Below are 12556 nucleotides of genomic sequence, written 5' to 3' on the forward strand. Positions count from 1 at the left end.
GTGAGACGGTGCCGGAGACGGTTCAGCAGCTGTTGCGGCAGCGCAGGCACGAGGACACCCCCGCGATCGCCCACGGCGAGAAGACGTGGACCTGGCGCGAGCACCTCGCCGAAGCCGAGGCCGAAGCGGCTGCCCTGATCTCGCGCGCCGACCCCACCCGGCCGCTGCATGTCGGTGCCGCACTGGGCAATTCACCGGCCATGCTGCGGGCGATGGCCGCGGCCGCGCTGGGCGGCTACGTGCTGTGCGGCCTCAACACGACCCGCCGCGGACCCGCGCTGCTCGCCGACATCCGGCGCTCGGACTGCCAGATCCTGCTGGTCGACCGCGATCACCTGCCCCTGCTGGAGGGCCTGGATCTCAACGGAATTCAGGTTTTCGACGTGGACGGGACGAGTTACGCCGAGGCGGTGACCGCGGCGCCACCGCTGACCCCGCACCGCGAGGTCGCCGCCGCCGACACGCTCATGATGATCTTCACCTCGGGGACGAGCGGTGACCCCAAGGTGGTCCGGTTCGCGCACGGGATGGCCATCATGTGCGGCGCCAGCCTGATCTTCCAGTACGACGTCACCGCCGCCGACGTGTGTTACCTGGCGATGCCGCTGTTTCATTCGAACGGCGTCGCCGCGGGGTGGGCGGTGGCCATCGGCTGCGGCGCCACCATGGTCCCCGCCAAGTTTTCGCCGTCGCGGTTCCTCGAGGACGTGCGCCGCTACCGCGTGACCTACCTGAACTACGTCGGCAAGCCCCTGGCGTTGATCCTGTCCACCCCGGAGCGTCCCGACGACGCCGAGAACACCCTGCGGGTGGCCTTCGGCAACGAGGCGACCGATCGCGATATCGCCGAATTCGCAAGGCGTTTCGGTTGCCGGGTGGTGGACAGCTTCGGATCCAGCGAGTTCGCGGTGATCGTGGTCCGAGAAGACGGCACCCCGCCCGGTTCCATCGGCAAGCCTTACCCCGGGGTGAGCATCTACAACTCGACGACACTGACCGAATGTGACGTCGCGACGTTCGACGCGCACGGGGCGCTGACCAACTTCGATGAGGCCGTCGGCGAACTCGTCAACACCCAGGGCGCGGGACCGTTCGCCGGCTACTACAACGATCCCGGCGCCACGGCCGAGCGCATGCGCCACGGCATGTACTGGTCGGGCGATCTGGCCTACCGGGACGCCGACGGCTGGATCTACCTGGCCGGGCGGACCTCCGATTGGATGCGGGTGGACGGCGAGAACTTGGCCGCCGCACCGATCGAGCGGATCCTGGCGCGGATGCCCGGCATCAGCCAGGTCGCCGTCTACGCCGTGCCCGACGACCAGGTCGGCGACCAGGTGATGGCCGCGATCGTGCCGCGCGCCGGGGCGGAACTGACGCCGGACGATTTCGGGAGATTCCTGGCGTCGCAACCCGATCTGTCACCCAAGGCGTGGCCGCGCTACGTGCGCATCAACGACCAGCTGCCCGCGACCGCGACCAACAAGATCCTCAAGCGCGCGCTCATCGCCGCGGGCCCCAGCGCCGAGGGCGCTGTGTTGTGGACGCGGCCCGCCCGCGGCACCACCTACGCTGCGGCCGACGAAAACGCCGACGGCCGTTCGGCATCCACCATCGCCGGCGCCTGAATCAGCGGCCCGAGACAGCGTCGGCCCCACCGGCCTCGCTGGGCGCCGGCGCTTCCCCGAACCGCGCCAGCACCAACGTCGCCGCCACCGCGACGGCGAATCCCGCGATCACGAGCCCACCGAGCCCGTCGCGCGCCGTGTCACCCAACCACGCCACCCCCACGAACGCCGGCGCGAGGGTTTCGCCGACGACCATGCCCGCGACCGCCGTGGTCACGGATCCGCGATGCAGAGCCGAGGTGAGCAACAGAAATCCGGCGGCGCCACCCGCGGCCGCCGCGTACAGGGCGGGGTTGGTGTAGAACGACCGCGTGGTCGGATCGATCACGTCGATCAGGCGCACACCGACCTCGACGACGCCGAAGCCCGTCCCGGCACCCAGCCCCAACGCGAGCGCTCGCGCGCGGTCGGGCAGACGCCCGGCGGCGAAACCGGCGATCAGTACCGCGGCCACCACGCCCAGGAGCGCCCAGCCGAGCCCGGCCGGGGCGTGTCGAAAATGCCCGGGCCCGGCGGCCACAGCGAGGGCGACGAGGCTGGCGCAGACCACGCCGACGGCGCACCACTCGACCGGCGACAACCGGGCCGACAACACCCACGCGGCGACGACCCCGGTGACGGCGATCGAGGCGGCCAACGCCGCGGCGACGACGTAGATCGGAACCAGCCGCAGCGCGGCCACCTGAAGGACAAACCCGACGACGTCGAGGCCGATCCCGACCAGGTAGCGCCACTGCCGGACGGCCCGCAGCAGCAGCACGGCGTCGACGCCCGAGCCGCTGCCCGCTTCCACCGATCGCGTCCCCGCCGCTTGCAACACGGTCGCGGTGCCGTAACAGAGCGAGCAGCCCAACGCGAGCAGAAAGCCGATCAACACACCCACCGACACTAGCCGCGCAGGGCGCCGTCCCCGCCCAACACCGAATGGTGAACGGATAAGCGATGCCGATATGCGCATTTTGCATATGTGTAACCATGTGTCCCAAGCAGATTCAGATTGGCGGTTTGGGTCGGTGTACAACTGTGTACTCCGTTGTTATGGCTGAACGCGGTGCCCGGCCCCACGTCCCACGCGGGCGTCGGCTGTTCCTGCGCGCGGTGCGGCGATTGTTCAGCCCGCTACAGCCCGACGACTACCTGGAGATGATCAATCCGCTGTGGACCACCAAGGAGCTGCGCGGAAAGGTCGAGCGCGTCGAGCCGCAGGGCTCGGAAGCGGCCAGCGTCCTGATCAGGCCGGGTTATGAATGGCCTGGTCACCAGCCCGGGCAGTACGTGCGGCTCGGCGTCGTCATCGACGGGGTCTACCACTGGCGCGCGTATTCGCTCACGTCGGATCCGGTGCCCGAAGACGGGCTGATCAGCGTGACGCCCAAGAAGGTGGACGGGGGTGTGGTGTCGCCGTATCTGGTGCAACGGATCCAGCCCGGGGACTTGGTCCGGCTCGGCGAGATCGAAGGCGTCTTCACCCTGCCCGAACCGCTGCCGCCCAAACTGCTGTTCATCAGCGCCGGGAGCGGCATCACCCCGGTGATCAGCATGCTGCGCAGCCTCGACCATCGCGACGCGTTCGGTGACGTCGTGGTCATCCACTCCGCGCGAACCCGCGAGCAGGTGATGTTCCTGTCCGTCCTCGAAGACCTCGACCGCCGGCACCCCGGCATGCGGCTGGATCTGCGTTTGACCTCCGAGCGGGGCAGGCTCAAGCCGGACGACCTGGACGACGCCTGCCCGGACTGGCGCGAACGCGAGACGTTCAGCTCGGGTCCCGGCGACATGCTCGACGCGCTGATCGAGCACTGGGAAGGCAACGCCGACCGCGAACGAATGCACTTCGAACGGTTCCAGCCCAAGATCGGTGGCGACGCCAACGCCGGAGAGGGCGGCACGGTGTGCTTTCTCGACAGTGAGAAGTCCGTCGAATGTGACGGCGGCACCTCGATCTTGGAGGCGGGGGAGAAGGCCGGCCTCAATCTGGCCCACGGCTGCCGAATCGGCATCTGCCACACCTGCGTCGGGACCCTGAAGTCGGGCAAGCTGCGTGACCTGCGCTCGGGTGACGTCATCGAGCCCACCGAACAGGACGTCCGAATCTGCATCAACACCGCCGAAGGCGACGTGAAACTCGCACTGTGATCGAAAGGAGCGGCCGGTGACCTCCGTCGCGGAAAAGACGATGAAAAGCCCCCTTGAGCGCCTGAGCGAACGAGAGCTCGAAAAACTCGCCAAGGAACTCGATGCGATCCATGACGAGGTGTTCGCCGATCTGGGCGAGCGGGATCGGCGCTACATCAAGACGGTCATCTCGGTACAGCGACAGATCGTGGTGGCCGGCCGCATCCTGCTGCTGGGATCGCGTTCGAAAACCGCGTGGATCCTGGGAACCGCCTGCCTGGGAATGGCCAAGATCCTCGAGAACATGGAGATCGGCCACAATGTGATGCACGGCCAATGGGATTGGATGAACGATCCCGATATCCATTCCTCCGTGTGGGATTGGGACACCGCCTCGACCGCCGAGGCGTGGAAGCATTCCCACAACTACATCCACCACACCTACACCAACATCCTCGGCAAAGACAAAGACCTCGGCTACGAACTCCTGCGCATCGATCCCGCGCAGAAGTGGGCCCCGCGGTACCTGTTCCAGCCGATCTCGAACCTGCTGCTGACGCTGCTGTTCGAGTGGGGTGTGGCGATCCACGACATGGACATCGAGGCCATCCGGCGCCGTGAGAAGCCCTGGTCGGAGGTGCGCAAGGACCTGCGCGGCATCAGCGGAAAGGCGCGCGCGCAGATCATCAAGGACTACCTCGGCTGGCCGTTGATCAGCGCCGGCGCCTTCGCGCTCGTTCAGCTGGCCGCACGCGGCAGGCTCGATCAGCCCCCGCGGTCGCGGGTGGGCAAAGCGCTGCGCAGGGCCGGTGGCGGTCGCCTGGGCTCGGCGGCGGATCTGCTGGACAAGCTCTTGCCGGGGGTGGAAAGCACCTATCTGCGGACCCTGGGCGCCGACGCGCTGGCCAACGTCATCCGCAATGTGTGGGCGCACGCCATCATCTTCTGCGGCCATTTTCCCGACCAGACCTACACTTTCACCCCCGAAGAGGTCGAGAACGAGACGCGCGGCGGGTGGTATGTACGCCAGCTGGTCGGCGCCGCCAACATCGAAGGCAGCCCGCTGTTCCATGTCATCAGCGGCAACCTCGGCTACCAGGTGGAACACCACCTCTATCCCGACATGCCAAGCAGCCGCTACTCGGAGATCGCGCCGAAGGTCAAAGACATCTGCGAACGCTACGAACTGCCGTACAACTCCGGCCGCTTCTCGAAGCAGTGGTTGATGGTGCACCGCACCATCTTTCGATTGGCCTTCCCCGGTGGGAAGCCGCGGCGCAAACCGGGACCGTACCGAAGCCCGACCGACCGGCCGGGGATGCAGCGGCCCAGCGAGGGCGCCCGCTTCCGCGAACGTGTCCCGGCCGAACACCCGGCCGCGGGCCCCGAACACGAGTCCGGCGGCGTCGCGGTGCAGCCGCCACCGCGCGGCAACGACTGACCGCACCCTCGGTTCGCGCCGCTCGGCGAGGATCAGCGAAATGAACCGCTATCGCCGGCCCCTCGTGAATGATGATCGATGGTGCATCTCATTCGGACCGCCAGCGGCCTACCCGCGCGGCTGTGGCGCAGCCCGCTGCGCGGACCTTGGCTGACAGCGGTATTCGGCTCGGTGCTCTTGGTGACGCTGCCGATCGTCATCCTCACCGGCCTGCTGTCCTACATCGCCTACGGGCCGCGACTCGGCCAGGCCATCCCGGGCGACGTCGGCTGGTTGAAGTGGCCGACCTTCGATTGGCCCACCGATCCGTCGTGGCTGTACCGGCTGACCCAGGGACTCCACGTCGGGCTCGGTTTGGTGTTGATCCCCGTGGTGCTCGCCAAGCTGTGGTCGGTGATACCGCGACTGTTCGTGGTGCCGCCCGCACGGTCGGTTGCCCAACTGCTGGAACGGGTTTCGCTGCTGATGTTGGTCGGGGGCATCCTGTTCGAGATCGTCACCGGCGTGCTGAACATCCAGTACGACTACATTTTCGGATTCAGCTTCTACACCGCCCACTATTTCGGCGCCTGGGTCTTCATCACCGGCTTCGTCGTGCACGTGGCGATCAAGAGCCGGCGCATGTGGTCCGGTTTGCGCTCGATGCCGCTGCGCGAGGTGCTGCGCACCGCACGCGCCGATACCAAGCCGCAGCCCTGGCAGCCCGACTCCCTGGTCGCCGCCGACCCCGGCCCCGCGACGATGAGCCGCCGCGGCGCGCTGGCGCTGGTGGGCGGGGGCGCGCTGTTCCTCGCGCTCATCACCGCCGGTCAAACCGTCGGCGGGTACGCCCGGCCCGCCGCGTTACTCCTGCCGCGCGGGCGCAGCCGAGGCAGCGGGCCCAATGACTTCGAGGTCAACCGGACCGCGGCGGCCGCCGGCATCTCGCCTTTGGACACCGCCGACCGATGGCGGCTGACGATGACCGGTGGCCCCCGGCCGGTGACCGTCGACCGCGCCGCGCTGCTGGCGATGCCGCAACACACCGCCGTGTTACCGATCGCCTGCGTGGAGGGCTGGTCGACCACCCAAACGTGGAGCGGGGTGCGGCTGGCCGAACTCGCCCGCCTCGCCGGTGTGCCCGCGCCGGATTCGGCGCGCGTGTCGTCGCTGGAACGCTCCGGCGCCTTCGCCGGCGCCACCCTGCAGGGCAACCAGGTGCGGCACCCGGACGCGCTGCTGGCGCTGCGGGTCAACGGCACCGACCTGTCGCCGGACCACGGCTTTCCCGCGCGCATCATCGTGCCCGCGCTGCCCGGCGTGCACAACACCAAATGGGTGGCCGCCATTGACTTCCGCACGGCCGCCCATGCGTAACGCGTTCGCGAGGCTCTACGGGTCCCACCCGCTGCACCTGCTGACGATGATCGCCGGATTCGCGGTGCTGGGCTACGTGGTCGCCACGGTCAAACCGGCCACGCTGTGGAATCCCGACGTGTGGTGGCAGTCGATCGTCGTGTGGTTCGCCGGGGCCGTCGTCGCCCACGATCTGGTGTTGTTCCCGGTCTACGCGGGCCTCGACCGGCTGCTGTCCCGCCGAGCGCCGCGCCCCGGTCCCGACGTGCCCGTGCTCAACCATCTCCGGGTGCCCGCGCTGGGGGCGGGCCTCACGCTGCTGGTGTTCCTTCCCGGCATCATCAGGCAGGGCGGCGCCACGTACCGGGCGGCGACCGGCCAGACCCAGGACCCATTCCTGGGTCGGTGGCTGTTGTTGACCGCGGCGATGTTCGCGGTCAGCGCCGCAGCCTATGCCATCCGGACGGCAAGGGCGCGGCAGCGGACCCGGGCGCGGGAAATGGCGCCCCGGGCAACGAATCAACGCCCCGGCGACGGGCCTTAGAGGATTCTTGGTGACTCCTTGGAGTGTCCTTGCGGGTGCGCGCGCGTCCCGTGTATCTCCATTCGGCTAACTACACTCGCGCCCCGTGGGGAGCCGAAACGAAAGAACAGGAGCCACGTTCTGCGCGGGGGTGGCCGCGTTCGTCCTCGCGCTGGGCTCCTCGGCCGGCAGCGCGACAGGACCGACAACGTCAGCAGCTTTGTCCAGCCCCCTGCCCGTTTCGCAAAGCGATCCCGACGGCGTGCAACCCACCGGTGGAAACGGGTGCATCATCGGCCTCAATTGCGGGTGCCTGCATAACTGCCACAAGCCGCGGGCCCACCCTCCGAATGTTCCCGCCAAGACGCAGCGCTCCACTCCCGCCCCGAGGAATCCCTAGCCGGCTGTTTCTCGGCGGGAGCGAGACCGGGCCCCGCGTCGCTTTCCTATCATTGACCGAATGAGCGCCGGCGGGCTGGATATCGAGTCGTCGCCGGCATTCTCCGAACAGGACCCGGCCCGGTTTCGCGAGGCCGGCTGGTGGTGCGATACGACGCTGTCGGACGCCGTGCGCCGCAACGCCGCGCAAACCCCAAACCGCCTCGCCTATGTCGACCACCCCGAAGCGTCGCTGACATGGCGTGAATTCGACGACGCCGCAACACGTTTGGCGCAGTCCCTGGCCGGTGCCGGCGTCACGCGCGGGGACCGGGTCGCGGTATGGCACCGTGACTCCGCGGCCATCCACGCCCTGTTCGTCGCCATCGAACGCTGCGGGGCGGTGGTCGTCGGCGTCGGCGCACGGGCCGGCACCCGCGAGGCCACAGCGATACTGCGCAGCGCCCAGCCGAAGGCCCTGATCAGCGATGAGCCCCACCGCGAGGCCGCCGCGGGCGTCGCCGATGAACTCGGGCTGCCGGCGCTGCTGCTGGACCGGACCCTTCGCCTGGACGTCGGCGCAAAACCCACCGCGCTCACGACCGACGCCCGCCTCGGCCCCGACGACGTTTTCCTGATCAATTCCACCTCCGGGACCACGGGGCTGCCCAAGTGTGTCGTGCACACCCAGAACCGTTGGCATTACTTCCACCAGAAGGCCGTCGCCAATGGGCTGCTGGCGCCGGACGACGTCTTTTTGCCGGTGATACCCACGCCGTTCGGGTTCGGGCTCTGGACCAGCCACACCACACCGATCTACCTCGGCGCCACCGCGGTGCTCCTGGACCGGTTCACCACCAAAGCCACCTGCGAGGCCATCGCCCGGCACAGGGTCACCGTATTATGCTGCGTCAGCACACAATTGACCATGCTGATGGCGGACCCGGCCAGCCGCGAACGCGACCTGAGCTCGCTGCGCGTCGTCTACACCGGCGGCGAGGCGTTGCCGTATCGCCCGGCGGCCGAATTCGAGGAACTCACCGGCGCCAAGATCCTGCAGTTCTTCGGCTCGAACGAAACGGGGATGCTCAGCGCGACCACCGTCGACGACTCCCGCGAACGGCGGCTGCGCACCGGGGGCCGCATCATCCCCGAAATGTCGGTCCGCCTCTTCGACGGCGACCGCGACGTGACCGACACGGGTCGGGGCCAGCCCGCGTGCCGGGGCCCGGCGACCAGCCTCGGTTACCTCGGCGGCACCGACCACGACAAGCTGTTCACCCCCGACGGGTGGATGCGCATGGGCGACATCTGTGAAATCGACGCGGACGGCTATCTGCGGGTCACCGGGCGCACCTCCGACTTCATCGTCCGTGGCGGCAAGAACATCAGCGCAAGCCAGGTCGAAGACGCCGTGACCACCCACCCCGCCATCGCGGTGGCCGCCGCGGTCGCCATGCCCGATCCGGTGTTCGGCGAAAAGGTCTGCCTCTACGCCGAACTCACCGGCTCCGCCACCATCGACCTTCCCCAGCTAGTCGAACACCTGCTGGCGCTGGGAGTTTCCAAGGAACTGCTGCCCGAGCGCCTCATCGTTCTCGACGAATTGCCCCGCTCGTCGGGCGGAAAGATAGCCAAAGGCCGACTTCGCGAGGATATTGGAGCCAGGATGGAGGCTGGTCATGAACGCACCTGATGCACGCCGTGGCGGGCTGGAAGTCTGGGCGCCGTCAGTGGTTCCGCCGATCGGCGTCGAGCTGTCCCACGAGCAGGCGCTCGCCATCGCCTTCCGCCACCTCGCCGGCATCGGCTTCGCCGAGAACATGGCCGGACACATCACCTGGCAGCTCGACGGCCAGACGAACATGTTCGTCAATCCCTGGGGCCTGTGGTGGCAGGAGGTCAGCGCCTCCGACATCTGCGTGGTGGACGCCGACGCGCGCGTGGTCCGCGGCCGCTGGGACGTCACCCCGGCCATCCACATCCACACCGAACTGCACCGCGTCCGCGACGACGCCCGCGTGGTCATCCACAACCACCCGTACTACGTATGCGTGCTCGCCGCGCTGGGCAGGCTGCCGGAGCTGGTGCACCAGACCGGGTCGCTGTTCCTCGACGACCTGTGCCTGGTCGAGACCTACAACGGCGAGATCGACAGCCCCACTCGCGCCGCGGATCTCGCGGCCCGCATCGGCGGGGCCAACCTGACCATCCTGGCCAACCACGGCGTCATCGCGACCGGCCGCAACCTGCCCGAGGCCGTCTACCGCGCGGCCTCGATCGAACGGGTGTGCAAGCTGGCCTACGACGTCATGCTCACCGGCAAGCAGCCGGTGGCCATGCGGTGGTCCGACATGGCCGGCATGCAACGCTCGCTGATCGAACGGGCCGCCGACGTGTACTGGGCCGGGGCCGCGCGGATGACGATCAAGGCCGACCCCGACGTCCTGACCTGAGCCACAAGGAGTTTGACGCGTGAAATCGATCGACGAGCTGGCCACCGACCTGAACTTCACCACGGCGAAGACCGGCACCGAACGTTCGGTCACCTTCCTGCCCGATCCGCCCCGGGCGCGACGCCGCTACACCGTCATCTCGGTCGACGACCACATCGTCGAACCCCCCGACACCTTCGCCGGCCGGCTGCCCCGAAAGTTCGCCGACCGAGCGCCCAAGGTCGTCGACACCGACGCCGGGGGCCAGACCTGGGTGTACGACGGCCGGGAACTGCCCAACGTCGGCTTCAACGCGGTGGTCGGGCGGCCGGTGGCGGAGTACGGCTTCGAACCCGTCCGATTCGACGAGATGCGCAGGGGCGCATGGGATATCCACGAGCGCGTCAAAGATATGGACCTCAACGGGATCTACGCCTCGCTCAACTTCCCCTCGTTTCTGCCCGGCTTCGCCGGACAGCGGCTGCAGCAGGTGACCACCGATCGCGACCTCGCGCTCGCCTGCGTCCGCGCCTGGAACGACTGGCATTTCGACGTCTGGGCGGGCTCGTACCCCGACCGCATCATCGGATGTCAATTGCCGTGGCTGCTCGACCCCGAGCTCGGCGCGAAGATGATCTACGAGAACGCCGACCGCGGCTTTCACGCCGTGACGTTCAGCGAGAATCCGGCGATGCTCGGCCTGCCGAGCATCCACACCGACCACTGGGATCCGATGATGGCCGCGTGCGCCGAGACCGGCACCGTGGTCAACCTGCACATCGGATCGTCCGGGTCGTCGCCGTCCACCACCGCGGACGCGCCGCCGGACGTGCAGGGCGTGCTGTTTTTCGCCTACGCCATCTCCGCGGCGGTCGACTGGTTGTACTCGGGGCTGCCCAGCAGGTTCCCCGACCTGAAGATCTGTCTGTCCGAAGGCGGAATCGGTTGGGTGGCAGGACTGCTAGACCGCCTCGACCACATGCTCAGCTATCACGCGATGTACGGCACCTGGCAAGCGCTCGGCGAGCGCCTGACCCCCGCGGAGGTGCTGGTCCGCAACTTCTGGTTCTGCGCGGTCGAGGACAAGTCGTCGTTCGTTCAGCGCGACCGGATCGGCGTCGACAACATCATGCTGGAAGCCGACTACCCGCATTGCGACTCGACGTGGCCGCACACCCAGCAGACCATCCACGAACAGATCGGCGACCTGCCGTCCGACGTCATCCGGAAGTTCAGCTGGGAGAACGCATCCCGCCTGTATCGGCACCCGGTGCCCGCCGCCGTGCAGCGCGACCCCGAGGCGTTCTGAGCCCGGCAACCCAGACCCCTTGATCACCGCCGGGGGGTTCCGCCAGCGTCCCGCTTCGTATAAGTTACGTTTAGTACGTACTGAACGAACGGGATGGAGCGTATGTCACCCGACGAGGCCGAGTTCGTCGACCGCCTCGGGCTGTTCTTCGAGTTGCTGGGCGCCACCCGCACCATGGGCCGGGTCTACGGGTGGCTGCTGATCTGCGATCCGCCGCAGCAGTCGCTGACCGCGCTGGCCGCCGCGTTGTCCGTGAGCAAGGCGTCGATCAGCACCGTCGCCCGGCAACTGCTCGAAGGTGGCATGGTCGAGCGGTTGCCGAGCCCGAACCGCCAGCACCTCTACCGGGTCACACCGGGCGGGTTCACCAGCGTGCTGGAAACCCAGCTGTCCCTGATGCGGCTGGGGATCGAACCCGCCGAATTCGCGCTGTCCGTGCTGGACGAGGACCGCGCCGAACAACGGCAACGCGTGGAGGACTTCCGCGATTTCTGCGAGTTCTGCACGCGGGCCTACCGCGACCAGCTCATGGAAATGTGGACCGAATACCGCGCGAAGAGGAAGCAGCGATGACCGCAACGGACAAAGTCGATTTCAGCTCGGTCGCCTGGGGATCGGTGGAATGGACGAATCTCGTCACACTGTATCTGCGCGCATGCGAAAGCCGTTCGAAGCGGCCGATTCTGGGCGACACGGTCGCCGCGGACGCGGTGGACCGGATCAGCTACGACTTCAAGCGCATGCGCCGGAGCACCATGCCCGCCTCGAACCAATACCTGGTCGCGCTGCGCGCCAAGAAGTTCGACGACTGGTGCGCCGATTTCCTCTCCCGCCATCCCGACGCCGTTGTCCTGCACCTGGGTTGCGGCCTTGACGGCAGGGCCTTCCGGCTCGACCTACCGCCGTCGGTTTCCTGGTTCGACGTCGACCAGCCCAGCGTCATCGGGCTGCGGCGGCAGCTCTACGACGACACCGAGCGCTACCGGATGATCGGCTCGTCGGTGACCGAGCTGCGGTGGCTGGACGACGTCCCCGCCGGGCGTCCCACCCTGGTCGTCGCCGAGGGCCTGCTGATGTATCTGCACGAAGAGGAAGTCCGGCGGCTGCTGCAGCGCTTGATCGACCGATTCCCCGGCGGTGAAATGCATTTCGATACGCTGTCGGCCCTGGCCCCGTTGCTGTCCAAGGTCTTCACCAGGGGCATCATCACCTGGGGCATCCGCGACGCGCGCCGTCTTGCGGCCTGGCATCCCCGGCTGCGGTTCCTCGAGCAGACGCCCGCGCTGGCCGGCTACGAGCACATCCCGTCGGCCGCGGTGCGGATGATCTACGCGCTGACGTGGGTGATCGGCGGGCGCGGCTACGACGTGCTCAATCGTTTCGAGTACTGAA

11 protein-coding genes are annotated in these 12556 nt (G+C 68.0%); 10 read left to right on the plus strand and 1 reads right to left on the minus strand.

Going from position 1 to position 12556, the window contains the following annotated elements; genetic code table 11:
- Positions 1–8 precede the first annotated feature (8 nt).
- The gene (gene fadD1, locus QGN31_RS12880; protein WP_014384828.1) at positions 9–1628 is read left to right on the plus strand and encodes a fatty-acid--CoA ligase FadD1; all 1620 of its coding nucleotides are present in this window, start codon (positions 9–11) and stop codon (positions 1626–1628) included.
- Position 1629: 1 nt separating this feature from the next.
- Here the strand turns inward: fadD1 and QGN31_RS12885 are convergent, their stop codons facing one another.
- Positions 1630–2517, minus strand: a complete 888-nt coding sequence (locus QGN31_RS12885) for a DMT family transporter (RefSeq protein ID WP_014384827.1) — start codon at positions 2515–2517, stop codon at positions 1630–1632.
- A 149-nt stretch (positions 2518–2666) separates the two neighbouring features.
- On the opposite strand from QGN31_RS12885, the gene QGN31_RS12890 reads away from it, so the two are divergent.
- The 9 genes from QGN31_RS12890 (at position 2667) to QGN31_RS12930 (ending at position 12555) form a co-directional block, all read left to right on the plus strand.
- The gene (locus QGN31_RS12890) at positions 2667–3764 is read left to right on the plus strand and encodes a ferredoxin reductase (protein WP_014382685.1); all 1098 of its coding nucleotides are present in this window, start codon (positions 2667–2669) and stop codon (positions 3762–3764) included.
- A 16-nt stretch (positions 3765–3780) separates the two neighbouring features.
- Positions 3781–5184 carry a fatty acid desaturase family protein gene (locus QGN31_RS12895; protein ID WP_014382684.1) on the plus strand — a complete coding sequence of 468 codons (1404 nt, stop codon included), beginning with the start codon at positions 3781–3783 and terminating at the stop codon, positions 5182–5184.
- Between the two features lie 78 nt (positions 5185–5262).
- On the plus strand, positions 5263–6540 hold the full coding sequence (locus QGN31_RS12900) for a molybdopterin-dependent oxidoreductase (RefSeq protein ID WP_201409363.1): 1278 nt from the start codon (positions 5263–5265) through the stop codon (positions 6538–6540).
- Positions 6533–7063: a hypothetical protein gene (locus tag QGN31_RS12905; RefSeq protein ID WP_009952378.1), complete on the plus strand. Its 531-nt coding sequence runs from the start codon at positions 6533–6535 to the stop codon at positions 7061–7063. Before QGN31_RS12900 ends, QGN31_RS12905 begins: the two co-directional genes overlap by 8 nt.
- A gap of 439 nt (positions 7064–7502) precedes the next feature.
- Positions 7503–9116, plus strand: a complete 1614-nt coding sequence (locus QGN31_RS12910; RefSeq protein ID WP_014384824.1) for a class I adenylate-forming enzyme family protein — start codon at positions 7503–7505, stop codon at positions 9114–9116.
- A complete protein-coding gene (locus QGN31_RS12915) occupies positions 9103–9876 on the plus strand; it encodes a class II aldolase/adducin family protein (protein WP_201407091.1) in 774 nt (257 codons plus the stop codon). Before QGN31_RS12910 ends, QGN31_RS12915 begins: the two co-directional genes overlap by 14 nt.
- Positions 9877–9895: 19 nt before the next feature.
- Positions 9896–11164 (plus strand): amidohydrolase family protein, encoded by a 1269-nt coding sequence (locus tag QGN31_RS12920; protein WP_009952383.1) that lies wholly within the window; start codon positions 9896–9898, stop codon positions 11162–11164.
- A 102-nt stretch (positions 11165–11266) separates the two neighbouring features.
- A complete protein-coding gene (locus tag QGN31_RS12925; RefSeq protein ID WP_009952385.1) occupies positions 11267–11737 on the plus strand; it encodes a GbsR/MarR family transcriptional regulator in 471 nt (156 codons plus the stop codon).
- Positions 11734–12555, plus strand: coding sequence for a class I SAM-dependent methyltransferase (locus tag QGN31_RS12930; protein ID WP_009952386.1), 822 nt, complete (start codon positions 11734–11736; stop codon positions 12553–12555). Before QGN31_RS12925 ends, QGN31_RS12930 begins: the two co-directional genes overlap by 4 nt.
- Position 12556: the final 1 nt, after the last annotated feature.

Source organism: Mycobacterium sp. 2-64, from assembly GCF_035918375.1.
Classification (GTDB): domain Bacteria; phylum Actinomycetota; class Actinomycetes; order Mycobacteriales; family Mycobacteriaceae; genus Mycobacterium; species Mycobacterium intracellulare.

Coding starts and splice junctions, on each gene's coding strand:
- QGN31_RS12930 (WP_009952386.1), top strand. CDS start 11,734: ATGACCGCAACGGACAAAGTCGATTTCAGCTCGGTCGCCTGGGGATCG.
- QGN31_RS12900 (WP_201409363.1), top strand. CDS start 5,263: ATGGTGCATCTCATTCGGACCGCCAGCGGCCTACCCGCGCGGCTGTGG.
- QGN31_RS12905 (WP_009952378.1), top strand. CDS start 6,533: ATGCGTAACGCGTTCGCGAGGCTCTACGGGTCCCACCCGCTGCACCTG.
- QGN31_RS12925 (WP_009952385.1), top strand. CDS start 11,267: ATGTCACCCGACGAGGCCGAGTTCGTCGACCGCCTCGGGCTGTTCTTC.
- QGN31_RS12915 (WP_201407091.1), top strand. CDS start 9,103: ATGAACGCACCTGATGCACGCCGTGGCGGGCTGGAAGTCTGGGCGCCG.
- QGN31_RS12890 (WP_014382685.1), top strand. CDS start 2,667: ATGGCTGAACGCGGTGCCCGGCCCCACGTCCCACGCGGGCGTCGGCTG.
- QGN31_RS12910 (WP_014384824.1), top strand. CDS start 7,503: ATGAGCGCCGGCGGGCTGGATATCGAGTCGTCGCCGGCATTCTCCGAA.